Origin of the sequence: Streptomyces sp. 2A115 (assembly GCF_052245575.1) — a bacterium.
GTDB lineage: Bacteria > Actinomycetota > Actinomycetes > Streptomycetales > Streptomycetaceae > Streptomyces.
Genome location: NZ_JBQQCG010000010.1, coordinates 175,110 through 200,548 on the forward strand (window position 1 = coordinate 175,110; position 25,439 = coordinate 200,548).

General features: G+C 69.3%; 21 protein-coding genes. 15 read left to right on the forward strand and 6 right to left on the reverse strand.

Annotation, left to right across the window (positions count from 1 at the left end; translation table 11 throughout):
- Nucleotides 1-17: 17 nt before the first annotated feature.
- The 3 genes from ACTWQR_RS12140 to ACTWQR_RS12150 are packed head-to-tail and all read right to left on the reverse strand — an operon-like array spanning nucleotide 18 to nucleotide 3,504.
- Complete coding sequence (locus ACTWQR_RS12140) at nucleotides 18-1,199, reverse strand: acyltransferase family protein (protein WP_443227003.1); 1,182 nt, start codon at nucleotides 1,197-1,199, stop codon at nucleotides 18-20.
- Entirely contained in the window at nucleotides 1,196-2,530 is a 1,335-nt protein-coding gene (locus ACTWQR_RS12145; protein WP_443227004.1) for an alpha-2,8-polysialyltransferase family protein, read from the reverse strand. Before ACTWQR_RS12145 ends, ACTWQR_RS12140 begins: the two co-directional genes overlap by 4 nt.
- Nucleotides 2,527-3,504: a glycosyltransferase family 2 protein gene (locus ACTWQR_RS12150; protein WP_443227005.1), complete on the reverse strand. Its 978-nt coding sequence runs from the start codon at nucleotides 3,502-3,504 to the stop codon at nucleotides 2,527-2,529. The genes ACTWQR_RS12145 and ACTWQR_RS12150 overlap by 4 nt, the downstream gene beginning before the upstream one ends.
- A gap of 198 nt (nucleotides 3,505-3,702) precedes the next feature.
- Between ACTWQR_RS12150 and ACTWQR_RS12155 the strand changes: the two genes are divergently transcribed.
- The 13 genes from ACTWQR_RS12155 (at nucleotide 3,703) to ACTWQR_RS12215 (ending at nucleotide 20,196) form a co-directional block, all read left to right on the forward strand.
- Nucleotides 3,703-5,076 (forward strand): DUF6716 putative glycosyltransferase, encoded by a 1,374-nt coding sequence (locus ACTWQR_RS12155; RefSeq protein ID WP_443227006.1) that lies wholly within the window; start codon nucleotides 3,703-3,705, stop codon nucleotides 5,074-5,076.
- 131 nt (nucleotides 5,077-5,207) lie between these two features.
- A complete protein-coding gene (locus ACTWQR_RS12160; RefSeq protein WP_443227007.1) occupies nucleotides 5,208-6,578 on the forward strand; it encodes a cytidylyltransferase domain-containing protein in 1,371 nt (456 codons plus the stop codon).
- Nucleotides 6,579-6,605: 27 nt separating this feature from the next.
- Nucleotides 6,606-7,544 carry an N-acetylneuraminate synthase family protein gene (locus ACTWQR_RS12165; protein ID WP_443227027.1) on the forward strand — a complete coding sequence of 313 codons (939 nt, stop codon included), beginning with the start codon at nucleotides 6,606-6,608 and terminating at the stop codon, nucleotides 7,542-7,544.
- Between the two features lie 146 nt (nucleotides 7,545-7,690).
- Nucleotides 7,691-8,827: a hypothetical protein gene (locus ACTWQR_RS12170; RefSeq protein WP_443227008.1), complete on the forward strand. Its 1,137-nt coding sequence runs from the start codon at nucleotides 7,691-7,693 to the stop codon at nucleotides 8,825-8,827.
- Between the two features lie 786 nt (nucleotides 8,828-9,613).
- On the forward strand, nucleotides 9,614-10,834 hold the full coding sequence (locus ACTWQR_RS12175; protein ID WP_443227028.1) for a M20 family metallopeptidase: 1,221 nt from the start codon (nucleotides 9,614-9,616) through the stop codon (nucleotides 10,832-10,834).
- A 305-nt stretch (nucleotides 10,835-11,139) separates the two neighbouring features.
- Nucleotides 11,140-12,192 carry a BMP family lipoprotein gene (locus ACTWQR_RS12180; protein WP_443227009.1) on the forward strand — a complete coding sequence of 351 codons (1,053 nt, stop codon included), beginning with the start codon at nucleotides 11,140-11,142 and terminating at the stop codon, nucleotides 12,190-12,192.
- A 250-nt stretch (nucleotides 12,193-12,442) separates the two neighbouring features.
- Nucleotides 12,443-13,492 (forward strand): BMP family lipoprotein, encoded by a 1,050-nt coding sequence (locus tag ACTWQR_RS12185; RefSeq protein ID WP_443227010.1) that lies wholly within the window; start codon nucleotides 12,443-12,445, stop codon nucleotides 13,490-13,492.
- A 249-nt stretch (nucleotides 13,493-13,741) separates the two neighbouring features.
- Complete coding sequence (locus ACTWQR_RS12190; protein WP_443227011.1) at nucleotides 13,742-15,358, forward strand: ABC transporter ATP-binding protein; 1,617 nt, start codon at nucleotides 13,742-13,744, stop codon at nucleotides 15,356-15,358.
- A complete protein-coding gene (locus ACTWQR_RS12195; RefSeq protein WP_443227012.1) occupies nucleotides 15,358-16,488 on the forward strand; it encodes an ABC transporter permease in 1,131 nt (376 codons plus the stop codon). The genes ACTWQR_RS12190 and ACTWQR_RS12195 overlap by 1 nt, the downstream gene beginning before the upstream one ends.
- The gene (locus ACTWQR_RS12200) at nucleotides 16,485-17,750 is read left to right on the forward strand and encodes an ABC transporter permease (protein WP_443227013.1); all 1,266 of its coding nucleotides are present in this window, start codon (nucleotides 16,485-16,487) and stop codon (nucleotides 17,748-17,750) included. Before ACTWQR_RS12195 ends, ACTWQR_RS12200 begins: the two co-directional genes overlap by 4 nt.
- On the forward strand, nucleotides 17,747-18,148 hold the full coding sequence (locus ACTWQR_RS12205) for a cytidine deaminase (RefSeq protein WP_443227014.1): 402 nt from the start codon (nucleotides 17,747-17,749) through the stop codon (nucleotides 18,146-18,148). The genes ACTWQR_RS12200 and ACTWQR_RS12205 overlap by 4 nt, the downstream gene beginning before the upstream one ends.
- Before the next feature lie 81 nt (nucleotides 18,149-18,229).
- A complete protein-coding gene (locus ACTWQR_RS12210) occupies nucleotides 18,230-19,507 on the forward strand; it encodes a thymidine phosphorylase (protein WP_443227015.1) in 1,278 nt (425 codons plus the stop codon).
- Nucleotides 19,508-19,602: 95 nt separating this feature from the next.
- A complete protein-coding gene (locus ACTWQR_RS12215; protein ID WP_443227016.1) occupies nucleotides 19,603-20,196 on the forward strand; it encodes a Uma2 family endonuclease in 594 nt (197 codons plus the stop codon).
- 14 nt (nucleotides 20,197-20,210) lie between these two features.
- On the opposite strand, the gene ACTWQR_RS12220 is transcribed toward ACTWQR_RS12215, so the two are convergent.
- Nucleotides 20,211-21,131 (reverse strand): AEC family transporter, encoded by a 921-nt coding sequence (locus ACTWQR_RS12220; protein ID WP_443227017.1) that lies wholly within the window; start codon nucleotides 21,129-21,131, stop codon nucleotides 20,211-20,213.
- 271 nt (nucleotides 21,132-21,402) lie between these two features.
- Here ACTWQR_RS12220 and ACTWQR_RS12225 point away from each other — a divergent pair, with 271 nt between their 5' ends.
- Complete coding sequence (locus ACTWQR_RS12225; RefSeq protein WP_443227018.1) at nucleotides 21,403-21,789, forward strand: STAS domain-containing protein; 387 nt, start codon at nucleotides 21,403-21,405, stop codon at nucleotides 21,787-21,789.
- On the opposite strand, the gene ACTWQR_RS12230 is transcribed toward ACTWQR_RS12225, so the two are convergent.
- Both ACTWQR_RS12230 and ACTWQR_RS12235 read right to left on the reverse strand, forming a co-directional pair.
- Nucleotides 21,682-22,689 (reverse strand): sigma-70 family RNA polymerase sigma factor, encoded by a 1,008-nt coding sequence (locus ACTWQR_RS12230; protein ID WP_443227019.1) that lies wholly within the window; start codon nucleotides 22,687-22,689, stop codon nucleotides 21,682-21,684. The two genes, ACTWQR_RS12225 and ACTWQR_RS12230, sit on opposite strands and share 108 nt — an antisense overlap.
- A 193-nt stretch (nucleotides 22,690-22,882) precedes the next feature.
- Nucleotides 22,883-24,193 (reverse strand): MFS transporter, encoded by a 1,311-nt coding sequence (locus ACTWQR_RS12235; protein WP_443227020.1) that lies wholly within the window; start codon nucleotides 24,191-24,193, stop codon nucleotides 22,883-22,885.
- A gap of 62 nt (nucleotides 24,194-24,255) precedes the next feature.
- Here ACTWQR_RS12235 and ACTWQR_RS12240 point away from each other — a divergent pair, with 62 nt between their 5' ends.
- A complete protein-coding gene (locus ACTWQR_RS12240) occupies nucleotides 24,256-25,218 on the forward strand; it encodes a LysR substrate-binding domain-containing protein (protein ID WP_443227021.1) in 963 nt (320 codons plus the stop codon).
- Nucleotides 25,219-25,439: the final 221 nt, after the last annotated feature.

A 25,439-nucleotide genomic window follows, 5' to 3' on the forward strand; every position in this document is an offset into this window, starting at 1 on the left:
GAGCCGATCGAAGACCGTCAGCGAGGTCTCGCCAGCGCCGAGCGCAGCCGTGGGGTCAACCGGTCCTCGACACAGCGGTTCAGCAGCCACGCCAGGGCCAGCATCGTCGCCGTCGTCAGCGGGAGGGTCACGTACGACGGGAGGTGCAGCCCCTGGTGGTAGGCCCGGATGGCGACCCAGCCCAGGTGTTCGTGGATCAGGTAGAAGGGGTACGTGAGCGCGCCCGCCACCGTCAGCCAGCGCCAGTTCACGCCGCTCAGCGCGCCCAGGGCGATCGCGGCGACCGCGAGGAAGCCGAGGGTGACCACGAGGATGATCCCGGTCGAGGTGCGGTACGAGAAGTAGTCCGGGTTGGGTGCGTGCCACAACTGCGCCACCGCGTAGTGCTGGCCGATCAGCCAGCTCACACCGACGATGCCCCAGGCGTACGCGTCGTGCCGGTCACGGTGGACCAGGTACAGGCCGATGCCGCCGATGAAGAACGGCGCGTACTCGGGCATCAGGACCAGGTCGAGCAGCGGTTCTCCCCCACCCTCGGCTCCGCTCGAGCGGGAGGTGCCCCCAGCCGACTGCGCGAGCGCGGCGGCAAGCGTCCAGCCCGCGCAGAACAGGATGACGCGCTGCCGGGTCGCGCCCGGCAGGACGACGCACAGCGCGAAGAGGGCGTAGAAGCGGATCTCCGCCCAGAGGGTCCAGCAGACACCCAACACCCGGTCCGCGCCCAGCGGTTGCTGCATGATCGTCAGGTTCACCAGCGCGTCGCTGGGTGAGACGGCCTTGTACGCGACCACCGGCAGCGCGAAGACCACCGTGACGAGGACGACCGCCGCCCAGTACGACGGCAGCAGCCGCGACGCCCGCGAGGCGAAGAACGAACGCAGAGTTCGTCCCCAGCCGCTCATGCAGATCACGAAGCCGCTGATGACGAAGAAGATCTGCACACCCAGGCAGCCGTACGCGAACCACTCGTGCAGCGTGGGGAATTGGAGCTTCGGGGAGGAACCCCAGGCCTGCGCGACCTCGCCGTCGCGGCCGCCGTAGTGGTAAGCGGCGACCATCAGCGCGGCGATCAGCCGTAGCCCGTCGAGCGCGCGCAGGCGTGGCACGCGCTTCTGGGGGACGATCCGGGGGGTGGGGGTGATGCGGGTGCCCGCCTCCGGAGAGGGCGTCGGGACGGGCGTCGACTCCACGGAACTCATCCCAGCGTTGCCCTCTTGATGGATCGGGCACGGCGGGCCACGCGTCTCACGGTCGCGTTGCGCGGGATGAAGGCCAACTGCGAGGGCACCGCGCCGGGCAGCCCCAGCGAGGTGAGGCGTCGGCGCTTGAAGTAACGCCAGGTGCGGTCGTTCAGACGCCGCGTCAGGTACTGCTCGGCGGCCGGTCGCAGACTCGGGTAGATCTTGGACTGCATCGCGTAGCCCACGGCCCGTACGAGATCGGTGAGTTGACCGGTGTCCATGCCGGGGCGCTGCTCGGTGACCGCGGCGCGGTCCGCCAGCTCGGGCAGCAGGGCGTCCACGATCGTGACCGGGACGCGGTTGCTGTTCTCGTACGGCGTGAGGCGTTCGAGGAGCGTCTCCGTGCCGATGCGGGCGACCGGCAGGCCGTACAGCGCGGACGCGGTGAGCAGTGCGGTGGAGAAGCAGCCGACGACCAGCGCGGGACGCATCCGCTGGTAGAGGACCTCGGCGAGGACCGACGTGTCGAGCACCGTGAGGTCGGCGCCGATCTTCTCGGCCTCCTGCTCCAGAGCGCGCGACCAGCGGGCCGGGGCACTGGGGTGCGGCTTGAAGACGACACGGTTGTGGCCGAGCTTTACGGCGCCCTTCAGCATCCGTACGTGCAGGTTCTCCTCTTCCTCGGCGGTGAGGATGCCGAGGGCGGAGAGGTACTGGCCGAGCAGCAGGGCCGGTTCGTCGATCGCGGGCAACTCGTCGCCCGTGTCCTCGAGTTCGGCGAGCACCTTCGAGAACGCGTCCGTGGGGACTATCTCCGGCTCGACACCGAACTCGGTGAGCAGCAGGGGCTTCAGGCCCGGCACCAGGTCGAGGTGGAGCACGCGGTCGATGCGGGTGCCGACCAGCGGGTCGATCTTGCTGCGGGTGGGGCCGTAACTCATCAGGCCGTCCGCGTAGACGGTGACGGGCGCGCCCATGAAGATCTGCGAGACGCCGAGCGCCGGGTTGACCTGGATCGACTCCACGGCCAGTTCGACGTCGTCGTCACCGAGCCCCCAGGCGAGCCGCAGATACCGCTCCCAGAGTGGGACGTCGTCGGGCCGCGGGGACCAACCGCCCGGGTGGTAAGGGGAGATGGTCTCGTTCCACGAGACCACGTCGTCGAAGCGGCCGCGCAACTGCTCGAAGCCGGGCATCCCGTCGATACCCGTGGCCGTCTCGGGCGTCGCCGCGTTGTTGGAGACGAGCAGGATGCGCCGGCCGGCGGGCCGGAAACAGTCGGCGTCCACGGCCGCGGCGAGCGTCGCCGTCCCGTACAGCGTCGACGCCATGAAAATCTGGGTGGTCACGCGGCCACCCCCGCGGAGACGGGACGGCGGCGCAGGCGGCGCAGGCGCGTCGCGCGCTGTACGTCCATGGAGTCGAGGGCGTCGTCGAGGACGTCCTGCGGCATGCGCCGCAAGGCGACGGCACTCATCGACTTCAATTTCCGTGCCACGGGTGGCTCGAACCTTTCGATGGATCCCAGGTGGTGGGAAATAATCGCACAGTAGGTCCGCACGGCCTTCGGGAGGAGTTTATCCGCGTCCCGGTCCTCTGCCGTTTCTCTTACCACCTGGTCGAATGCGCGGATGAAATCGAGCTGCCGGACGTCGCCGATCTGCGTCAGCGAGGAGGCGACCCCGCGCCGGTAGAACACGCCGAGCAGCCCCACCGTGGCGAACGACTCCGCCTCCCGGTGCAGCTTCCAGATCCAGGGCCGGTCCTCGGCGGTCCGCAACCCGTCGGTGAAGTGCAGTACGCCCCGTTCGACCAGCCGGCGGTGGTAGATGCCCGCCCACGCGTACGCGTAGTCGACGGACGTGGAGCGGTCGGCGGGCAGGATCGCGTCGCGCGGATTCAGCACGACACCCCGCCGCCCGTGCGGCACCCGGTGGATGCTGCGGGCCCGCGCGGTGCACTGGACATGATCGGTGCGGACGAAGTCGCAGCCCAAGTCCTCGATGCTGGCCAGGAGTTGCTCGTAATAGCCGGGGGCGAGCCAGTCGTCCCCGTCGAGGAACGTGAGGTACTCGCCGCGTGCCGCGTCGATGCCTGTGTTGCGTGCGGTGGCCAGCCCTCCGTTCTGCTCGTGTCTGACATGCACCGCACCCGGGAGCTCGCGCTCCGCGCGCGCGAGGATGTCCGGTGTCTCGTCGCGCGAACAGTCGTCGACGAGAATGAATTCGAAGTCCTCGCGTGCGTTCGCACGCAGGCTCTTCAGGGTGTCGGGTGCATATTGCTGCACGTTGTAGAACGGCACGATGACGGAGAGCTTGACCACCCATGCGACGTTAGGCGGCGGCCCGGCATTCGTCTTGACCGGTGGTGAGATGCCAGGTGAACGACGCGTGGCGGAATGGTGAACCCAGCCTATTCGTGCGCCGATCCGAGGCCGATTCCCCATTCGGCGATGTGCTGTTAACCCTTTGTTGTATTCCGGTTGGGCTGCTCATCGGAATGGCTTCCTAGCGTCTTGGACGTGCCAGCAAGTACCTCGAAGTCCCTGCGAGTTGCCGTTCTCGCCGATTCCGATACCCGGTGGAAATGGGGCGCGCTCACCGCGAACCGTATCGCACCGGCCGATTCGGACATCCGGCTCGACGGCTATCTCCTGCGTGGTCGTGCGACCCCGACCGCCCGCCAGCTCGAAGAGGTCGGCGTGCGCGCGGACTCGCTCCGCGAGGTCACGGCGGTCGAGTTCCTGCGGACCATGGGAGAAGAGGCGTACGACGTCCTCGTGCTCTCCCTCGTGGGCGGCGGAGTTCAGGCGATGCTGCACGGACTCTCGTACGCCTGGAAGGAGCGCGTCCGGCCGGAGCAGAGCAGGGCGGAGCGCGCGCAGCGGCCCGTCGTCGTCACCGGCTATGTCGGCGTCGTCTACGAAAAGCTCGCCGACGGGCTGCTGCTGCGGCACGGCGCGGACCTCGTCCTCGCCAACTCCCGCCAGGACGCGGAGCGTTTCACCGCCGTGTACGAGGGAGTGGGCGCCGACGCCTCGTCGGTGACCGAGGTCGCGCTGCCCTTCCTGGGCGGGGAGGCGTACTCCGGTGAGCACGACCCGTACACGGTCGTCTTCGCCGCGCAGCCCTCCGTGCCGGAGAGCCGCAAGGACCGTACATACCTGCTGGAGCGGCTCGTCGGGCACGCACGGCTGCACCCGGACCGCGAGGTCCTGCTGAAGCTGCGCTCCAAGCCGGGCGAGCACACCACGCACATCGAGGAGCAGCCCTACCAGCGGCTCGCGGAGCGGATCCCCGGCGGGCTGCCGGCCAACTTCCGCCTCGTGTACGGGCACATGGGCGAGGTCCTGGACCGTACGGACCTGCTGGTCACCATCAGCTCCACGGCGGCCCTGGAATCCCTGCACCGCCGCATCCCCACCGTCGTCCTGACCGACCTGGGCGTGCGCGAATCGCTCGGCAACCACCACTTCGTCGGCTCCGGGTGCCTCGCCTCCTGGGACCAACTCGACGCCGGGCACCGGCCGTCGCCCGACGAGTACTGGGTGGCCCGGCAGGGTGTCGCGGCTGGGGGCACCTCCCGGACGAAGTCTGGGGGAGGGGCGTACGAGACGGCCTTCGACGTGGCCCGCGAACGCATCGCGAAGCTGCTGAGCGAGGGCGAACTCCCGGCCCTCGCCCCCTACTACACGCCCGCGACCGCGCCCGGCTACCTGCCCGGCATCCTCGCCCGCCACCACCTCGGCCCCGACGGCAGCCCGCTGCCCGGTGCGCCCGCCGCCGACAGGGAGCCGGGCCCGGTCCGGCAGATCGTGCGCCGGGCGGCGCGCGGCGCCTACCGGCACGGCGTGCAGCGCGTGGCGCCGGTCATCCGGCGGATGGGCGAGCTGTGAGCGCCGCCGAGGCGGCGGGCGGCCGGGCTGTGAGCGCCGCCGAGGCGGCGGGCGGCCGAGCCGTGAACGCCCCCCAGACGGCGGGCGGCCGAGCCGTGAGCGTCCCGATCACCTCCCAAGGAGTAGAGCGAATGTCCAATTCGGAAGCGGGACAAGAAGCGGGACGAGCGGCATCGGTGCGTCGTGTGCTCGCGGTGATCCCCGCGCGCGGCGGCTCCAAGGGAGTCCCCGCCAAGAACCTCCTCCCCGTCGGCGGCGTACCGCTGGTGGCCCGCGCGGTGCGCGAGTGCCGCGCGACGCGCCTCGTCACGGATGTCGTGGTGTCCACGGACGACCAGGCGATCGCGGCCGCCGCCCGCGAGGCCGGCGCCGAGGTGGTGCTGCGCCCCGCCGCCATCGCGGGCGACACTGCCACCTCCGAGGCCGCCGTCCTGCACGCCATGGAGGCCCACGAGGCGCTGCACGGCTCCGCGGTCGACGTGGTCCTCCTCGTCCAGTGCACCAGCCCGTTCATCGTCCGCGAGGACCTGGACGGCGTCGTGCACGCGATCATCGGGAAGGGCGCGGACACGGCCCTGACCGTGGCACCCTTCCACGGCTTCGTTTGGCGCGACGGGGACGACGATCCCGCTGTCCCGGTGGCGGTCGACACCGCGCGCGCCGCCGTCGAGGGCGCCGCCGTCGAGGGTGGCACCGACACGCTGGTCGCCGGCAGGGAGACCAGCGGCGGCTACGGCATCAACCACGACAAGTCCTTCCGTCCGCGCCGCCAGGACCGCCCCCAGGACCTCCTGGAGACCGGCGCCGTCTACGGCATGGAAGCCACCGGCTTCCGCGCGGCCAAGCACCGCTTCTTCGGCCGCACGGAACTCGTCCGCACCGACCCCGCAAGGGTGTTGGAGATCGACGACCCGCACGACCTCGCCCGCGCACGGGCGTTGGCGCCCCTCTTCGACGCCAACCTCCCCCACTCTCCGCTTCGCTCGAGCGGGGGGACCCCCATGGGCGCCCTCCCGACCGCCGACGACATCGACGCGGTCGTACTCGACTTCGACGGCACCCAGACCGACGACAGGGTGCTGATCGACTCCGACGGACGGGAGTTCGTCTCCGTGCACCGCGGAGACGGACTCGGTATCGCGGCCCTCCGCAAGAGCGGCCTGACGATGCTGATCCTGTCCACGGAACAGAACCCGGTCGTCGCCGCCAGAGCCCGGAAGCTCAAGATCCCGGTCCTGCACGGCATCGACCGGAAAGACCTCGCACTGAAGCAGTGGTGCGAGGAGCAGGGCATCGCGCCGGAGCGCGTGCTCTACGTCGGCAACGACGTCAACGACCTCCCGTGCTTCGCCCTCGTCGGCTGGCCCGTGGCGGTCGCGAGCGCCCATGACGTCGTACGCGGCGCCGCACGCGCGGTCACCACCGTCCCCGGTGGCGACGGCGCGATCCGAGAGATCGCCAGCTGGATCCTCGGCCCCTCTCTCGACTCCCTCAACAAGTAAGGAACGGTTCCTGCCATGAGCAGCTCCATCAGCTCCATCTCCCGTCTGCGCGCGTTCGGTTCGAAGACGGCCGGTCCCGGCCAGCCCGTGTACATCACCGGCGAGATCGGCATCAACCACAACGGCGAGCTCGAGAACGCCTTCAAGCTGATCGACGCGGCCGCCGAAGCCGGCTGCGACGCCGTCAAGTTCCAGAAGCGCACCCCGGAGATCTGCACCCCGCGCGACCAGTGGGACATCGAGCGCGACACCCCCTGGGGCCGCATGACCTACATCGACTACCGCCACCGCGTGGAGTTCGGCGAGGACGAGTACCGCCAGATCGACGAGTACTGCAAGGAGCGGGACATCGCCTGGTTCGCCTCCCCGTGGGACACCGAGGCCGTCGCCTTCCTGGAGAAGTTCGACATCCCGGCCCACAAGGTCGCGTCCGCGTCCCTGACCGACGACGAGCTGCTGCGCTCGCTGCGCGCCACCGGCCGCACGGTCATCCTCTCCACCGGCATGTCGACGCCGAAGCAGATCCGGCACGCGGTGGAGGTGCTGGGCTCGGACAACATCCTTCTCTGCCACGCCACGTCGACGTACCCGGCCAAGGCCGAGGAGCTCAACCTCCGCGTCATCAACACCCTCCAGGCCGAGTTCCCGAACGTCCCGATCGGCTACTCCGGCCACGAGACGGGCCTGCAGACCACGCTGGCCGCGGTCGCGCTGGGCGCGACGTTCGTCGAGCGCCACATCACGCTGGACCGCGCCATGTGGGGCTCCGACCAGGCCGCGTCCGTGGAGCCGCAGGGCCTGGTCCGCCTCGTCCGCGACATCCGCACCATCGAGGCCTCCCTCGGCGACGGCGTCAAGAAGGTGTACGAGTCCGAGCTCGGCCCGATGAAGAAGCTGCGCCGCGTCACGGGTGTCGTCGCCGAGGCCGAGATCGCGGCGGCGGCGGGCGAGCCGGTCGCGGTCTGAGTCTTCCGAATCAGTCACCTCCGGTTCAGTCAGCTCCGGTTCAGTCAGCTCCGGTTCAGTCACCTCCGGTTCAGTCACCTCCGGTTCAGTCACCTCCGGTTCAGAGTCTCCGAGCCGGAATCAAGGGAAGCGACGGTCGTACGTCGATGAGTCCCCGCGCCGGGTCCACCGGCCCACAGCCTCCCGCCACCCTGGCTTTCGTCGAGAGCCCGGTGCAGCTCCTCAACGTCCTGGAGTGGGCGCACGCCCACGCCCTCAGGACGGCGGGCGAGCAGTCCGGACCCCCGGGTCCGGAGCTGGATGCCGGGGCGGCGGTCCCCGGCGCGGGGCTCACCCTCGTCGTCCTCTCGCCCACCGACCCGATGACCCGGGGCCAGCTGCGCCGCATGGCCGACCTGGCACGGGACGAGGGATACGCGGTCCGCTGGGAGGAGGCGCGCGGTGGTACGACGGCGCCCTTCCACACGGTGGGCGGCTTGGCGCCGCTGCTGCGCCGCGCGGAGCGGATCGTCATGGGCGACCCGTTCTCCCGCTACGTGCAGCTGCTGCTCAGCATCACCCGCGCCCGCGACCTGGTGGTCGTGGACGACGGCACCGCGACGATGGAGTTCGTCTCCCAACTCGCCCGCGGTGAACGCCTGGTGCGCTGGCACCGGCGCGGCGGCCGTCCCGGCGCCCGTGACCTGGTCTTCGCCCCGGTCTCGGCCCGGGCCCGCCGCCGTCTCACCCCCGGCGCCGGGCGCCAGGTGGAGGTCTTCTCCTCCATGCCGATCACCGAGACTCCCGAGGGCGTCCGGATAACGGCCAACGACTTCGCCTGGACCCGCGCCCGCTTCGGCCCGCCGCGTCTGACGAAGGGCGCCGACCTCGTAGGAACGTCGTTGGTGGAGACGGGAGTTGTGGATCCCGACCGGTATGTGGAAGCGGTGAAGGGTCTCGCCAAGACGTACGGCGCCACTCGGTACTTCGCCCACCGCCGCGAAAGCCCCGACAAGCTGCATCGGCTGGCCGTCGAGACCGGCCTGGAGATCGTCCGCCCGGAGCTCCCTCTGGAACTCATCGCCCGTCGCGGCCCGATCGGCCGCACAATCCTGAGCTTCCCGTCGACGGTGGTCCACACCCTGCCGCTGGCCCTCGTCGGTACGGAGGTCCGCGTCGCCGTCTGCGACATCGATCCGGCCTGGCTCACCGAGAGCGCCTCCCCGCGCGCTCAGGGGTTCCTTTCGGGGGTTACCGGGACGGCTCGGGGTGTGCATCGGCTTTCGACGGTTTCGGTTACCTGAGGGTGGCGGGGGGAGGGGCCCGCTGGGGCGGTGTGCGGTGTGCGGTGGTGAGGCGGAGGCTTTTGGGGCCGCCCGCTTCTGGCCAGTGTCGTGCTTCCGCGAGCCGAGTAAAGGGCGTTCCCTGCGGTCGCGTCGCCTGCGGCGATTCCTCCCCCACTCTCGGCTTCGCTCGAGCGGGGGGACCCCCATCGCTCCACCCTTGACTCGGCCCGCTCCAGCACGGGTGAGAAGCGAGCGGGCGGCCGGGAACGGTGGTGGCCTACGGGTCGGCCGAGGGAGCGGTGGGGAGGGAGGCGGGCCGGGGCTTGTCGGGCGCGGTCGCGTCTCGCCAGCACGCCGGGTCGGCTTGCGGCCGGTGGGTGCGTAGACGGCGCGGGCCGGTGCCGGTGGGGCCGGTGGGGCCGGTGGGGTTGGCAGCAGTAATTGGAAGCTTTGGGACGGGGTGGCTGGGGAAAGCCGCAGGTGGGGGGTTTGGGGAGTGTCCTGAACCTTCCAATCGCTGGTCGGGGTCGCGGGTGGGGGGTCGTATGCGTGGTATGCGTAGAGAGGCTCGTCCGGTTTGTGGGGTGGGGGCGGTGGTTGGAGGTTCCTTCGAAGGGGATCGGGGACCCGGTCCACCAGGATGGTCCAAGATCGATCGGGTGGAAAGGCGGGCGAGTGTACCCATCTCAGTTAAAATCTATGCGCCACGCGGACGGGATTTCTTCGCCTAACGGGTTGAAGTTTTGTTGATCGTGGGTCAGCGGGCCGTCGCGTCGCCCTACCCTTCAGAGGGTGAACCAACTGATGTACCGAGAGTCCGAGGCCGATACGCCTGGGGAAGCCGTGCTTCCCGGTGCGCTGCCCGAGGCGCTGCGCGCCGAACTCGTCGCGTTCCGTCGTGATCTGCACATGCACCCGGAGCTCGGCAATCAGGAGTTCCGTACCACCGCCGCCATCAAGGCGCGGCTGGAGCGGGCCGGTCTTCGGCCCCGGGTGCTCGCCATCGGGACCGGGCTCGTCTGTGACGTCGGTGAGCCGAACCCCGAGCAGCCGATGCTCGCTCTGCGCGCCGACATCGACGGGTTGCCCATTCCGGACACCAAGGCCGAGTGCGCCTATCGGTCGACCGTGCCCGATCGGGCCCATGCGTGCGGGCATGACGTGCATACGGCCGTTGTGCTGGGCGCCGGCCTTGTTCTCGCCGAGTTGCATGAGAAGGGGCTGCTCAAGCGGGCTGTGCGGCTGATCTTCCAGCCCGCGGAGGAAGTACTTCCCGGTGGCGCTCCTGACGTCATCGAGTCCGGGGCGCTTGAGGGTGTCGGGCGGATTGTCGGCGTTCACTGCGATCCGCGGGTTGATGCCGGGCGTATCGGGCTGCGGCACGGGCCCATCACCTCTGCCTGTGATCGGCTCGAGGTTTCGTTGGACGGGGCCGGAGGGCATACCGCGCGGCCTCATCTGACCACCGATCTTGTTACTGCTGCCGCCCGTGTTGTCACGGATGTGCCTGCCTTGGTCGCTCGGCGGGTCGATGCGCGGTCCGGGCTCGCGGTGACCTGGGGGCGTATCGAGTCCGGGCATGCCTGCAATGTGATTCCTCAGCATGCCGAGCTCTCCGGGACCGTGCGGTGCCTGGATCTTGAGTCGTGGCGGGCCGCTCCTGATCTTGTGCACGCCGCGATCGACGAGGTCGCCAATCTTTACCGGGCCAAGTCGGAGATCAACTACATCCGTGGGGTTCCGCCGGTCGTCAATGAACCGGACACGACCGATCTGCTGCGCGACGCGATGATCGCGCGGCGTGGGGCCCAGTCGGTGGAGGACACCGAGCAGAGTCTGGGCGGTGAGGACTTCTCCTGGTACCTGGAGCGCGTGCCCGGTGCCATGGCCCGGCTGGGCGTGCGTAAGCCCGGGGAGCGGACCGTGCGGGATCTGCATCAGGGGGACTTCGACGCCGACGAGTCGGCGATCACGGTGGGGGTGGAGCTCTTCACCGCGGCGGCCCTCCTCGACGCCGGGATCTGACGGGCGAGGGCGCGGCGGACCGCTCTGGCCGCGTCCTCGACTCCGCCGCAGTAGCGTGGTGGACAGTTCGTTGGTAACTACTCAATGGTTGATAAATGTCACGCTCCGCATGTGGAGTGTGGCGCCCGCGGTGGGCGTTGTATCCCCAGGTGCGCCTTTCGAGCCCACGGTTCACAAGGACGTAACCGGCCATCGGCACGAATGGATAACGGCCAGGCGATACCCCGTTCCCTCAGAGGTCTACGCGCGTTACTGTGCGCCGAACTCAGCACCCACTGCGGGGCTTGGAGAATGGGGAACTTCAGATGCGTCGGATATCCAGCCTGACCCGCGTCGCGGTGGGGGTCGCGTCGCTCGCACTCGCGGCCACAGCCTGCGGCGGCACAAGTGACGAAGGCACTGGCAGCAGCGAGACCGCCGAGGGTGGCAAGGGTCTTGCCATCGCATACGACGTCGGTGGCAAGGGCGACCAGTCCTTCAACGACGCCGCGTACTCGGGCCTGGAGAAGGCGAAGAAGGAGTTCGGCTACGAGACCGCCGACATCGAGCCCACCGAGGGCGAGACCGACTCCGACAAGGAGCAGCGTCTGGTCTCGCTGGCCAAGCAGGGTTACAACCCGGTCATCGGCGTCGGGTTCGCCTACGGCCCCGCGCTGGAGGCCGCCGCCAAGAAGTACCCGAAGGTCACCTTCGGCATCGTGGACTCCGTGGTCGAGGGCGACAACGTGGCGTCGCTCGTCTTCGCCGAGCAGGAGGCCTCGTACCTCGCCGGTGTCGCCGCCGCCAAGGCCACCAAGACCAACACCGTCGGCTTCGTGGGCGGTGTGGACATTCCGCTCATCCACAAGTTCGAGGCGGGCTACAAGCAGGGCGTCGCGGACACCAACGCCAAGGTCAAGGTCCTGTCGCAGTACCTGACGCAGACCGCCGAGGAGGGTGGCTTCTCCAGCCCCGACAAGGGCAAGGCCGCGGCCGAGGGCCAGCTGGAGAAGAACGCGGACGTCGTCTACCAGGCCGCCGGCCTGTCCGGCCAGGGCGTGATCGAGGCCGCCGCCAAGGAAAAGAAGTGGGCGATCGGCGTCGACTCCGACCAGTACGAGCAGGAGGCGCTGGCCGCCTACAAGGACTACATCCTGACCTCGGCGCTCAAGGACGTGGGCGGTGCGGTGTACTCGCTCGCCAAGTCCGTTGAGGACGGCAAGCCGCTGGCCGGTGTGCAGACCTTCGACCTGAAGGTGGACGGCGTCGGTCTCGCCGAGAGCAACCCGAAGATGGCGGAGATCGCCGGCCTCACCGACGCCGTGGCCAAGGCCAAGGCGGGCATCATCGACGGCTCCATCAAGGTCAAGACCGAGTAGTCGAGCAGTGACGTTGAGCGGGCGGACATCCAGTGGGTGTCCGCCCGCTCTTGTGTGTTCTGTGCAGGTCATCCACGGACTGCGGGTCTTTGCGGTCGGCAAGCCCGCGCCCCGCCGGCGGGAGGCCTCGGGCACAGCCGCATAACAAGGTGGACAGGAGGGGTTCTCTAGTTGGTCTACGCGCGTTAATCTGCGGCGAAGCCAGCGTCGAGGTGTTCTGCCAGACGCTTGTACGACAGGAGCACAACACATGCGCCGGGTTCCCCGCATCGCGCTAGCAGGCGCGGCGGTCACCTCTCTCGCCCTCGCCCTCTCCGCCTGTGGCGGCACGTCGACCTCCGCCGGCTCGTCGGAGTCGAACGGTGACAAGGGTCTTGCCATCGCGTACGACGTCGGCGGCAGGGGTGATCAGTCCTTCAACGACGCCGCGTACGCGGGTCTGGAGAAGGCGAAGGGTGAGTTCGGGTACGAGACCGCCGACATCGAGCCCACCGACGGTGAGACCGATGCCGACAAGGAGCAGCGGCTGGTCTCGTTGGCCAAGCAGGGGCACAACCCGGTGATCGGTATCGGCTACGCCTACGCGCCGGCCGTCAAGGCGGCCGCGGAGAAGTACCCCGACACCACCTTCGGCATCGTCGACGACTCCACGATCGAGGCGAAGAACGTCGCGGACCTGGTCTTCTCCGAGCAGGAGGCCTCGTACCTCGCCGGTGTCGCCGCCGCCAAGGCCACCAGGACCAACACCGTCGGGTTCGTCGGCGGTGTGGACATCCCGCTCATCCACAAGTTCGGGGCGGGCTTCGCGCAGGGCGTCAAGGACACCAAGCCCGGTGTCGAGGTCCTGTCGCAGTACCTGACGCAGACCGCCGAGGAGGGTGGCTTCTCCAGCCCCGACAAGGGCAAGACGGCGGCCGAGGGTCAGATCGAGAAGAAGGCGGACGTCGTCTACGCGGCGGCCGGTCTGTCCGGTCAGGGTGTCATCGAGGCCGCGGCCACCGACCAGGTGTGGGCGATCGGTGTCGACTCCGACCAGTACAAGCAGGAAGCCCTCAGCAAGTTCAAGGACTCCATCCTGACCTCCGCGACGAAGGACGTCGCGAAGGCGGTGTACAACCTTTCGAAGTCGGTCGAGGACGGCAAGCCCGAGACCGGTATCGTCAGGGGCGATCTGGAGTCCGGTGAGGTCGGCCTCGCCGAATCCAACCCGAAGTTCAAGAGCGACACCGCGATCCAGGAAGCCGTAGCGGCGGCCAAGGAGAAGATCATCAGCGGCGAGATCAAGGTCAAGACAAGCTGACCAGCAGTACCTCAAGAGCAGCCATGCGGCTTCGGGGAAGTGCGGGTGCGTTCCGGAGCCGCCTGGTAACCACGGGGTTACGTCCGCTCAATGGGGTGCAGGGAGTCTGGCTCCTTGTATCCCGTTCTCGCGAGACAACGCCCCTCATGTTGCCGTAGGGGCGCTACGCGCGTAGACGACCCCCTTTCCTCAGGAGAGTGCGCCATCAACGCGTCAAGCAGCCCTCCGGCCGGCGCGGTCAACGGTCAGGTGACCGCAGTCGAACTCGCCGGGATCACCAAACGGTTCCCCGGCGTCGTGGCCAACCACGACATCCACCTCAGCGTCCGTAAGGGCACGGTCCACGCCCTCGTCGGCGAGAACGGTGCCGGCAAGTCGACGCTGATGAAGATCCTCTACGGCATGCAGAAGCCGGACGAGGGCACCATCGCCGTCGAGGGCGAGCAGGTGACCTTCCACAGTCCCGCCGACGCCATCGCCCGTGGCATCGGCATGGTCCACCAGCACTTCATGCTCGCCGACAACCTCACGGTCCTGGAGAACGTCGTCCTGGGCAGCGAGAAGTCGTACGGCATCGGCGGCAAGGCCCGCCGTAAGATCCTCGAGCTCTCCGAGCGGTACGGCCTCGGGGTACGCCCCGATGCCCTGGTCGAGGCGCTCGGCGTCGCCGACCGCCAGCGCGTGGAGATCCTCAAGGTCCTCTACCGCGGCGCACGGATCCTCATCCTCGACGAGCCCACCGCGGTCCTCGTGCCGCAGGAGGTCGACGCGCTCTTCGCCAACCTGCGCGAGCTCAGGGCCGAGGGCCTGTCCGTCATCTTCATCTCGCACAAGCTGGGCGAGGTGCTGTCGGTCGCCGACGACATCACGGTGATCCGCCGGGGCACGACGGTCGGTACGGCTGTGCCGTCCCAGACCACCCTGCGCCAGCTCGCCGAGCTGATGGTGGGCAGCGAGCTGCCCACCCCGGAGACCGCCGAGTCCACGGTCACCGACCGGCCGGTGCTGACCGTCGAGGACCTGCGCCTGGTCGCCCCGGGTGGCAAGGCCCTCCTGGACGACATCAGCTTCACCATCCACGCCGGCGAGGTCCTGGGCCTGGCCGGCGTCGAGGGCAACGGTCAGACCGAGCTGATCGAGGCGCTCATCGGCCTCAAGGGCGCCGACTCCGGCGCCATCACCCTGGCCGAGGAGGAGATCACCTCCTGGGGCACCCGCAGGCGCCGCGAGCAGGGCATCGGCTACATCCCCGAGGACCGCCACCGGCACGGACTGCTCCTGGAAGCCCCCCTCTGGGAGAACCGCATCCTCGGCCACGTCACCGAGAAGCCCAACGCGAAGGGCATCTGGCTCGACATCAAGGGCGCCCAGGCGGACACGCGCCGGATCGTCGAGTTGTACGACGTCCGCACGCCCGGCATCGACGTCACCGCGGCCTCCTTGTCCGGCGGAAACCAGCAGAAGCTGATCGTCGGCCGCGAGATGATCCACAAGCCGCGCTTCCTGATCGCCGCCCACCCCACCCGCGGTGTGGACGTCGGCGCGCAGGCCGCGATCTGGGACCTCATCCGCGAGGCCCGCCGCGAGGGCCTGGCCGTCCTGCTGATCTCCGCCGACCTGGACGAGCTGATCGGCCTCTCCGACACGCTCCGGGTGATCTACAACGGCAAGCTGGTCGCGGACGCCGATCCGGCGACCATCACTCCGGAGGAACTCGGTTCGGCCATGACCGGCGCCGCCTCCGGCCACCTCGAGAACGAAGAGCTCGTAGAGCAGCTCGAAGAGCAGGCAGAGCTCGAGGAGCAGGCAGAGCTCGAAGAGCACGCCGAGACCCCGGCAGACGCCCCGGAAGACGAGGCCCGCTGATGAAGAAGTTCGACAAGGAGCGCCTGCTCCTCGCGGTGGCCGGACCGGTCATCGCGCTCGCCGTGGCCTTCGTCCTGAGCGCGATCGTGCTGGTCGCGTCGGGCAAGAACCCCGTCGAGCCGTTCACGATCATGTTCGAGCAGGCCTCGTTCTCCGACGTTCAGGTCCGGATCATCAACCAGGCGTCGATGTACTACATCGCGGCCCTCGCGGTGGCCATCGGCTTCCGGATGAACCTGTTCAACATCGGTGTCGACGGCCAGTACCAGCTCGCCGCCATGATGGCCGCGATCGTCGGCGCCCACGCGAACCTGCCGGCGGCTCTCCAGATCCCGCTGCTGCTCCTCACCGCGATCTTCACCGGCGCGTTCTGGGCCGGCATCGCCGGTGTCCTCAAGGTCACCCGCGGCGTCAGCGAGGTCGTCGCGACGATCATGCTCAACGCGATCGCGACCTCCGTCATCGCCTACTTCTGGCTGCCCAGCGTCTTCGGCGTCAAGGTCGGCAACAACAACACCACCGGAGAGATGCACGAGTCCGGCTGGGTGCCCGGCATCGACATGGGCGCGGCCGGCGAGATCTACGGCCTGGTGATCCTCGCCGTGCTGCTCGGCATCGGCTACTGGGTCGTCCTCAACCGCACCCGCTTCGGCTTCGACCTGCGCGCCTCGGGCGCCTCCGAGTCGGCCGCCGCGGCCAGCGGTGTGAACCCCAAGCGCATGGTGCTCACCGCCATGCTGCTCTCCGGCGGCCTGGCCGGCCTCGCGGGCCTGCCGATCCTGCTCGGCGACGCGCACACCTACAACCTGAACTTCCCCACCGGCATCGGCTTCCTCGGCATCGGCATCGCCCTGCTCGGCCGCAACAACCCCACGGGCATCGCCTTCGCGGCCCTGCTGTGGGCCTGGCTCGACAAGGCCTCGCCCGAGCTCGACTTCCACGACTACGACAAGGAGATCGCGGTCATCATGCAGGGCCTGATCGTGCTCTCGGTCGTCGTCTCGTACGAGGCCGTGCGCGAGTGGGGTCTGCGCCGCCAGCAGCGCCGCGTCGGCGCCGAACTCGCCGCGGGCAACGTCCTCGGCGCCTCCTCCGACCACAACACCGAGAAGGAGGTGGCCGGCCGATGACCACCGTGACCGACCTCAACCAGCCCACACTGCAGCCCGCGGCGCCCAAGGGCCGCCGACTGACGCTCTCCGTCCTCCTGCTGATCATCGCGGGCGGCCTGGCGCTGACCTCGATCGTCCGCATCATCACCGGCGCCGACGGCATCACGAACGTCAGCCAGATGTCCACGGCGCTCCAGCTGGCCGTCCCGATCGGCCTGGCAGGTCTCGGCGGTCTGTGGGCCGAGCGCGCGGGCGTCGTCAACATCGGCCTCGAGGGCATGATGATCCTCGGCACCTGGTTCGGCGCCTGGGCCGGCTACCAGTGGGGTCCGTGGACCGGCGTCCTCGTCGGCATCATCGGCGGCTGCGTCGGCGGTCTGCTGCACGCGATCGTCACGATCACCTTCAACGTCAACCACATCGTCTCCGGTGTGGCCATCAACATCCTTGCCCTCGGCGCCACCCGCTACCTCGCCCCGCTCGCCTTCGAGGGCGTCACCGGTGGCACCGCCAAGCAGTCCCCGCCGGTCGAGTCCCTCGGCAATTTCACGGTGCCCGGACTCTCCGACGGGCTCGCCGACCTCAACGACAAGGGCTGGTTCTTCGTCTCGGACATCGCCGGCCTGCTCGGCGGCCTCGTCACCAACGTCTCCTGGCTGACCCTGATCGCCGTCGCCCTGATCCCCGCCACCTGGTGGATCCTGTGGCGTACCTCCTTCGGCCTGCGTCTGCGGTCCTGCGGCGAGAACCCGGTCGCGGCCGAGTCGCTCGGCGTCAACGTCTACAAGTACAAGTACGTGGCCGTGATCATCTCCGGAGGGCTGGCCGGCCTCGGCGGCGTCTTCCTGTCCATCGTGGCCAACCCCTTCTACCTGGAGGGCCAGGTCAGCGGCCGCGGCTACATCGGCCTCGCCGCGATGATCTTCGGCAACTGGATGCCGGGCGGACTCGCCATCGGCGCGGGCCTGTTCGGCTACACCGACAGCCTCAACCTGCGCGGCGGCGCCGCGAACGTCCACGCGCTGCTGCTGCTCGGCGCCATATTGCTGGTCATCGGCGCGATCTGGCTGGTGGTCAAGAAGAAGTACGTGCCCGCCGTGATCACCCTGGCCGTCGGCGCGCTGGTGTTCACCTGGTACTCCCTCACCGACGAGGTGCCGAACCAGGTCGTCTCCGCCACGCCGTACGTCATCACGCTGCTCGTCCTCGCCCTGTCGGCGCAACGCCTGCGGATGCCGAAGGCGGACGGCATGCCGTACCGGCGGGGGCAGGGCAAGTGACGTCCGCGGGTGACGTCGACTGGGAGGCGCTGCGGGAGGTGGCCCGCGAGGCCATGTCCCGTGCGTACGCCCCGTACTCGGGCTACCCGGTCGGCGTCGCGGCCCTGGTCGACGACGGCCGGGTGATCTCCGGGTGCAACGTCGAGAACGCCTCGTACGGGCTCGGTCTGTGCGCCGAGTGCGGACTCGTCTCGCAGCTCCAGAACACCGGAGGCGGCCGGCTGACGCACTTCACCTGCGTCGACGGCCGGGGCGAGATCCTCGTGCCGTGCGGCCGCTGCCGCCAGCTGCTGTACGAGTTCGGGGGCCCGGGCCTGATCCTGGAGACCCCGGCCGGGCTCCTGCCGCTCTCCGAGATGCTGCCGCAGGCCTTCGGGCCCGACCATCTCACCAAGTAACTCACCTAGCTCTTGTGCGGCCCCTCCGGTCTGCTCTGCTTGTTCGGAGGGGCCGCTGCTCTTGGAAGGAAAGCCATGGCCATGGACGCCGTCTCCGTCATCCGCACCAAGCGGGACCGCGGTGAGTTCAGCGACGAGCAGATCGACTGGGTCATCGACGCCTACACGCGCGGCGAGGTGGCCGACTACCAGATGGCCGCCCTCAATATGGCGATCCTGCTCAACGGCATGAACCGCCGCGAGATCGCCCGCTGGACCGCCGCGATGATCGACTCCGGCGAACGCATGGACTTCTCGGCCCTGTCCCGCCCGACCGCCGACAAACACTCGACGGGCGGCGTGGGCGACAAGATCACGCTTCCGCTGGCGCCGCTGGTGGCCGCCTGCGGCGCGGCTGTCCCGCAACTCTCGGGCCGCGGTCTCGGCCACACCGGCGGCACGCTGGACAAGCTGGAGTCGATCCTGGGCTGGCGCGCACTCCTGTCGAACGAGGAGATGCTCTCCGTACTGGACGAGGTCGGCGCGGTGATCTGCGCGGCGGGCGACGGCCTGGCCCCGGCGGACAAGAAGCTGTACGCACTGCGGGATGTCACCGGCACGGTCGAGGCGATCCCGCTGATCGCTTCCTCGATCATGTCGAAGAAGATCGCGGAGGGTACGGGCTCGCTGGTCCTGGACGTGAAGGTGGGGACGGGCGCCTTCATGAAGACGATCGCGGACGCGCGTGAACTCGCTTCCACGATGGTCCAGTTGGGCACGGACCACGGGGTGAAGACGATCGCGCTCCTGACGGACATGTCGACCCCGCTGGGCCTGACGGCGGGCAACGCCCTCGAGGTCCGCGAGTCGGTGGAGGTCCTGGCGGGTGGAGGTCCTTCCGACGTCGTCGAACTGACCCTCGCCCTGGCCCGCGAGATGCTCGACGCGGCGGGCGTGAAGGACGCCGACCCCGCGAAGGCGCTGGCGGACGGTTCGGCGATGGACGCGTGGCGCCGCATGATCGCCGCCCAGGGCGGAGACCCGGACGCCCCGCTGCCCACCTCCCGCGAGCAGCACGTGGTGAAGGCCTCGTCCTCGGGCGTCCTGACCCGCCTCGACGCCTACGACATCGGCATCGCCGCCTGGCGCCTCGGCGCGGGCCGCGCCCGCAAGGAGGACCCGGTGCAGGCCGGAGCGGGCGTCGAGATGCACGCCAAGCCGGGCGACACGGTGACCGAGGGCCAGCCCCTGCTGACCCTGCACACGGACACTCCGGAGCGCTTCGAGTACGCGCTGGAGGCGGTGGAGGGTTCGTACGACATCGGGGCGGCGGGCACGGACTTCACGGCTGCGCCGGTGGTGCTGGAGCGTATTGCCTGAGCTGGAGTTTTCCCATTCGGGTGAACGGGATCGGTGGACCTGCACCGGTCCCGTTCGGCATGCTGGGATCGGTGACGCACCGATTGGAGACCGCCATGAGCGCACTCAGCGTCGAGTCCGAGCCCCCGGGGGGCTCGGACTGGGACGAGATCGTCCGTGTCTGGGAGGAGACGGATGCTCCCGAGGGCAGCAAGGTGGAGATCATTGAAGGGGTCGTCACCGTGTCGCCGCCGCCGTCCGAAGAACACAATGACACCGCCGAGTTGCTGCAAGAGCGGCTTTACGGAGCGATCCCTGCCGACTGCAACTGGGGCATCTACCAGACGCTCGGCCTGACTCTCCCGGAGACGTCCAACGTGTTCGTGCCGGACCTGTGCGTTGTGCCGAGGCCTGCCCTGCGCCGCGGGATGCCAGTGCACGCAAGTGAGGCCGAACTGGTCGTCGAAGTCACGTCCCGAAGCAACGCCAACCACGACCGCATCAAGAAGACCCGCGGTTATGCCCTGGCTGGAGTTCCGCTCTACCTCCTCCTAGACCCCTGGCACTCGGGTCGCCCCACAGCGACGCTCTACGGAGAACCGGAGAATGGCACATACCGAGTCCTCGCCTCGGTGGAATACGGCGAGGAGCTGGCGCTACCTGCACCGTTCAAACTGGTCTTGGACACAGGCATCTTTCCCGTCAGCTGAAGCACTCGGTCTGGTCACCCCAACAACGCCGCGACAATCACCAACACCGGCACCGCCAACATCGTCGACAGCAGGATCGACTCCCGTGCCAGCACCTCGCCGATCCGATAGCGCGAGGCGTATGTGAAGAGATTCTGCGCGGCGGGCAGCGCCGAGGTGACGACCACGTCCAGCAGCGGCGCCCCGTGCAGGCCGAAGACGCCCGCCGCCAGCGCCCAGGCGACCAGGGGCTGACCGACGGACTTCAGGGCGACCGACAGCAGCACCGGAGCCCGGTCCGGGCCGCGGCCCGGCATCGTGCTCCCGCAGAGCGAGATACCGAAGGCCAGCAGGACCGCGGGGACCGACATGTTGCCGATCAGGGTCAGCGGGTCCAGGACCGGACCCGGGACGGTCAGCCCGCTCGCCGAGACGGCCACCCCGGACAGGGAGCCGATGCCGATGGGGTTGCGCACGGGGGCGGTCACCCGCTGCCACAGGGAGGCCTTCTCGCCCGGCCGCGACAGGTCCAGGATCGTCAGCGCGACGGGCGTCATCACGATCTGCTGGAACAACAGCACCGGCGCCACGAGTGACGCGTCCCCCAACACGTACACGGCGATCGGGATGCCCAGGTTGCCCGCGTTGACGTAACTGGAGCACAGCGCGCCGATCGTCGTGCGGCCCACACCCCAGCGGCGTACGGCACCGACCGCGACGAACACACCCGCGACCGCGAACGTACTGATCGCCGTCACCAGCAGCCGGCTGGAGAGGATCACCGACAGGTCGGCCTGCGCGAGGGTGGTGAAGAGGAGGGCGGGCGTGGCCACGTGGAACGCGAGCTTGGTCAGCACCTCCCGTCCGTTGTCCCCGAGATAGCCCCGGCGTCCGATCAGATAGCCGACGCCGATGACGACGGCGATGACCGCGAAGCCGTTCAGCACCCCTTGCACGGCACCTCCTGGAGCCCCCGGGGCTGTCCGGGGACGGGGCGGAGGCGGGCGTCGGGTATCCGTACGGGTGCTGATTCATGGGGCATACACCAAACCCTCTGGGGTAGGGCCTCCCCAGGTCAATGTGACTTTGACCGGCGGGACTTCGCGCCGGGCGAGTGCGGAGCGAGTGCCAGAGGAGTGCGGAGCGAGTGTGCGGCGAGCGCTCAGTGCGTGATCGGCGCACGTGATCGGTACACGTGTTCAGCGCACGCTCCGCGACCGCCCAGCGATGAGTTCCGCGCCGCCGCCCGGTCTACCGCTCGTGGACGCCATGACACCCGCTGTATTCGTACTGTCCGGTCCCGTCACCCGTGACGAGGTGCCGAGGCTGTGCGAGGACCTGCGCGCGAAGCTGGAGAGCAGCGGAGCCGGTGTCGTGATCTGCGACGTCGCGGGCCTCGGTCCACCCGGCCTGACCACCGTCGATGTGTTGGCCAGGCTCGAGCTCACCGCCCGCCGTGCCGGAGGCCGGATCAGACTGCGCGACCCCGACCCGGCCCTGCGCGCGCTACTCGCTCTGGTCGGCCTCCGCTTCGAGGTGGAGGGGCAGCCCGAACAGCGGGAACCAGCGCTTGGTGTCGAGGAAGCAGTGGAACCCGGCGATCCGGCCCTCTGATATCTCCAGCACCTGAACCGCCCACGGCGTGAACCCGCCCGTGTCCGGATCCGGCTTGTACTGCGCGAAGCCGGGCAGACCGTTGACCGCGACCGGCACCAGGCGCGAGTTCGCACACGGGGCGCCCAGCGTCGTCATGAAGCCCGTGATGTCCTCGGGCCCGGTCAGCCACAGATCGAAAGGCGGCATCGTCATCACCGCGTCCTCATGCAGCAGGGCCGTCAACGCCGTCATGTCGTACCCCTCGAACGCCGCCACATAGCGCTCCAGGAGCTTCTGCTGCTCCTCGTCGAGCGGGTCGGAGGTGGCGCCCTCCACGGCGGCTCCGTCGCGCTCGGCGAGCGTCGCGCGGGCCCGCTGGAGCGCGCTGTTCACCGACGCGACCGTCGTGCCGAGCAGCTCGGCGACCTCGCTCGCCTTCCACGCCAGGACCTCGCGCAGGATGAGCACGGCCCGCTGCTTGGGCGGCAGTTGCTGCAGGGCGGCCATGAAGGCGAGCCGCACCGACTCCTTGGCCACCGCCGCCTCCGCCGGGTCGCTGGGCGTGGGCAGCACGCGCCCGTCGGGCATCGGCTCCAGCCACGTGTTGTCCGCGCGCGGGGTCAGCGCCGCCTGCGCGAGCGGCGTCGAGTCCGTCAGGTCCATGGGGCGGGCCCGCTTGTTGCCCGCCGTCAGCATGTCCAGGCACACGTTCGTCGCGATCCGGTACAGCCACGAGCGCATCGAGGAACGGCCCTCGAACTTGTCGTAGCTGCGCCAGGCGCGCACCAGAGTGTCCTGGACCGCGTCCTCCGCCTCGAAGGACGAGCCGAGCATGCGGTAGCAGTACCCCGTCAGCTCGACCCGGTGTTTCTCAAGCCGGACATCGAGGTCCGTCGTCGTCGCCGTACCGTCGCTCATAGCCAACCCACCCCTGTGGCCTTGTCACGTCGTGGCCGTCGTCGCCCCATTGCGGCGCCGGCACTTCGGAAGCTACCGCAGCCCACTGACAATGGCCCCCCGAGACGGAAAAGGTGCAGGTCAGGACAGTTTCTGTCCTGACCTGCACCCGTACGTTCGAAAGCCCGTGCCCAGTGTCACCGGACACTGACACTCAGTGGTGCAGCGCCACCAGCCGCCGCTCCACCCGGGCCGCGTGCGACCCGACCACCGTGATCGCCACGACCCCGACCACCGCCAGCAGCCCGAGCGCCACCGTCCCGGCCCAGCCGCCCGAGTGGAAGGCGATCGCGCCGAGCGTGCTGCCCGCACTGGAGCCCACGTAGTACGCGGACTGGTAGAGCGCCGAGGCCTGGGCGCGGCCCTCCTTCGCGGTGTGGCTGACCGAGGAGGACGCGACCGCGTGGCCCGCGAAGAAGCCCGCGGTGATCAGGACGAGCCCGAGCAGGACGATCGGCAGGGAGTCGGCCAGCGAGAGCAGCAGACCGAAGGTCGTCGTACCGCCCGCCAGGTACAGCGAGCCGCGCCGGCCGAGGCGGCCCACCAGCCTTCCGGCCGTCGAGGCGGAGACCGTACCGACGAGGTAGACCAGGAAGATCGAACCGATGATGCCCTGCGGAAGCGAGAACGGGGCGTCGGTGAGGCGGTAGCCGATCACCGTGTAGACGGCGCCGAACACCGTCATGAACAGCGCGCCGATCGCGTAGAGCCTGCACAGCAGCGGGTTCGAGAGGTGGCCGCGGACCGTGCGGGCCAGCACCCGCGGCCGCAGCGAACCCGGCTTGAAGTGCTTCGGCGCCGGCAGCAGCAGCCGGAAGGCCACCGCGCAGCCCACCGCGACCAGCCCGATCGTCCCGACCGCGACCCGCCAGCCCCACTCCTGCGCGACCCAGCCGGTGATGACGCGGCCGCTCATCCCGCCGACGCTGTTGCCCGCCACGAACAGTCCGATCGCGGTGATCAGCGCCTTCGGCCTGACCTCCTCCGCCAGATACGCCGTCGCCGAGGCCGGCAGTCCGGCCAGCGCCGCGCCCTGCACCGCCCGCAGCGCGATCAGCGCGCCGACCGACGGGGCGAAGGGGACCAGCAGACCGACCGTCACCGCGATCGCCAGGGACCACGTCATCAACGTACGCCGCCCGAACCGCTCCGACAGCGCGCTCAGCGGCAGCACGAACAGCGCCAGCGCGCCGGTCGCCCCGGACACCGTCCAGCTCGCCGCGCTCGCCGTCACCCCGAAGTCCTCGGAGATCAGCGGGAGCAGGGCCTGCGTGGAGTAGAGGAGCGCGAACGTCGCGACGCCCGCGAGGAAGAGGGCGAAACTCATCCGGCGGTAGCCGGGGCCGCCCGGGGTGAGTCGGGAGTCGACGGAGGGGGCGGACGTGGCGGGGGAGACGTTGGAGGCAGAGACGGCGGAGGCGGAGGCGTCCACGGTGGTGGACGCCTCGGTACTGACGGAAGGCATGCTTCGAACGTAAACATCTCTCTTTCATCCGTCCAATGCATGGAATTGCCATAATCGTTCCTGTGATGCATCAGCAGAGGTCAGAGAGCCGTCTGTCACCGTCCAGTGACACAGAAGACAGTGCGGGCATGTCGAGGTTGCTCGCTCCGCGCCTCGCGTACTTCGCCGGGGTCGCCCGCACCGAGCACGTCACTCGGGCCGCGCAGGAGATGCAGGTTCCGCAGTCGACCCTGTCCCGTGCGATGGTCCGCCTCGAACAGGACCTGGGCGTCGACCTGTTCGCCCGTCGTGGCCGTACGGTGTCGCTCACTCCGGCCGGCCGTACGTTTCTCCGCTCCGTCGAACGGGCCCTCGCCGAGATCGCGCGGGCCGCCGACGAGGTACGGGCCGATGCGGACCCGGCCACCGGCAAGGTCGCGTTCGGCTTTCTGCACACCATGGGCTCCGAGACGGTGCCCGGACTGATCCGGGCCTTCCGGGCCGACCATCCCCGTGTCCGCTTCAGCCTCGTCCAGAACTACGGCGAGGCGATGATCGAGCGCCTGCGCTCCGGCGAACTGGATCTCTGTCTCACGTCGCCCGTACCGGACGCCCCGGACCTCGTGGCCCGCCGCCTCGACGAACAGAAACTGCGCCTGGTGGTTCCGGCCGACCACCGCCTTGCCTCGCGCCGTCGCATCCGTCTGGCCGAGGCCGCCGATGAGACGTTCGTGACCCTCGAACCCGGCTATGGGCTCCGCCGGATCACCGATGATCTCTGCGCGCAGGCGGGCTTTCGGCCTCGGGTCGCGTTCGAGGGGGAGGAGGCCGAAACGCTGCGGGGGCTGGTCGCGGCGGGTCTCGGGGTCGCCCTTCTCCCGCCGCCGGCCGTCGCCCGGCCCGGGGTTGTCGAACTCACGGTTACGGCTCCACGCGCGGCCCGGGAGATCGGCGTGGCGTGGCTGGACGGTCACCCCGACACGCCTCCGGTGGCGGCCTTCAAGAAGTTCCTGCTGTCGAGGAGGGGCACGTTGCTTCCGGATTGACGGCGGGTGTTCGGGTGAAGGTGCCTCCGGCGGTTGGGTGGTTGGTTTTCTGCGGGGTGGTGGGGGCTGGTCGCGCAGTTCCCCGCGGCACGCTCCGCTGTGGTTGAGCGGTTGTCGGGTGCGGGTTGTTCTGGGCTGGTCGCGCAGTTCCCCGCGCCCCTTGGGTGTGTGTGGGGGGGGCGGGGCCGCGCCGGGGCATCCGAGCGCCGCTCTGAGGTAGT

Bases quoted from the DNA above. Each gene is read 5' to 3' on its own strand.
- ACTWQR_RS12235 (WP_443227020.1), bottom strand. From the start codon at position 24,193: ATGCCTTCCGTCAGTACCGAGGCGTCCACCACCGTGGACGCCTCCGCC.
- ACTWQR_RS12140 (WP_443227003.1), bottom strand. From the start codon at position 1,199: ATGAGTTCCGTGGAGTCGACGCCCGTCCCGACGCCCTCTCCGGAGGCG.
- ACTWQR_RS12200 (WP_443227013.1), top strand. From the start codon at position 16,485: ATGACCACCGTGACCGACCTCAACCAGCCCACACTGCAGCCCGCGGCG.
- ACTWQR_RS12215 (WP_443227016.1), top strand. From the start codon at position 19,603: ATGAGCGCACTCAGCGTCGAGTCCGAGCCCCCGGGGGGCTCGGACTGG.
- ACTWQR_RS12195 (WP_443227012.1), top strand. From the start codon at position 15,358: ATGAAGAAGTTCGACAAGGAGCGCCTGCTCCTCGCGGTGGCCGGACCG.
- ACTWQR_RS12180 (WP_443227009.1), top strand. From the start codon at position 11,140: ATGCGTCGGATATCCAGCCTGACCCGCGTCGCGGTGGGGGTCGCGTCG.
- ACTWQR_RS12185 (WP_443227010.1), top strand. From the start codon at position 12,443: ATGCGCCGGGTTCCCCGCATCGCGCTAGCAGGCGCGGCGGTCACCTCT.
- ACTWQR_RS12210 (WP_443227015.1), top strand. From the start codon at position 18,230: ATGGACGCCGTCTCCGTCATCCGCACCAAGCGGGACCGCGGTGAGTTC.
- ACTWQR_RS12225 (WP_443227018.1), top strand. From the start codon at position 21,403: ATGAGTTCCGCGCCGCCGCCCGGTCTACCGCTCGTGGACGCCATGACA.
- ACTWQR_RS12170 (WP_443227008.1), top strand. From the start codon at position 7,691: ATGAGTCCCCGCGCCGGGTCCACCGGCCCACAGCCTCCCGCCACCCTG.
- ACTWQR_RS12160 (WP_443227007.1), top strand. From the start codon at position 5,208: ATGTCCAATTCGGAAGCGGGACAAGAAGCGGGACGAGCGGCATCGGTG.
- ACTWQR_RS12230 (WP_443227019.1), bottom strand. From the start codon at position 22,689: ATGAGCGACGGTACGGCGACGACGACGGACCTCGATGTCCGGCTTGAG.
- ACTWQR_RS12175 (WP_443227028.1), top strand. From the start codon at position 9,614: ATGTACCGAGAGTCCGAGGCCGATACGCCTGGGGAAGCCGTGCTTCCC.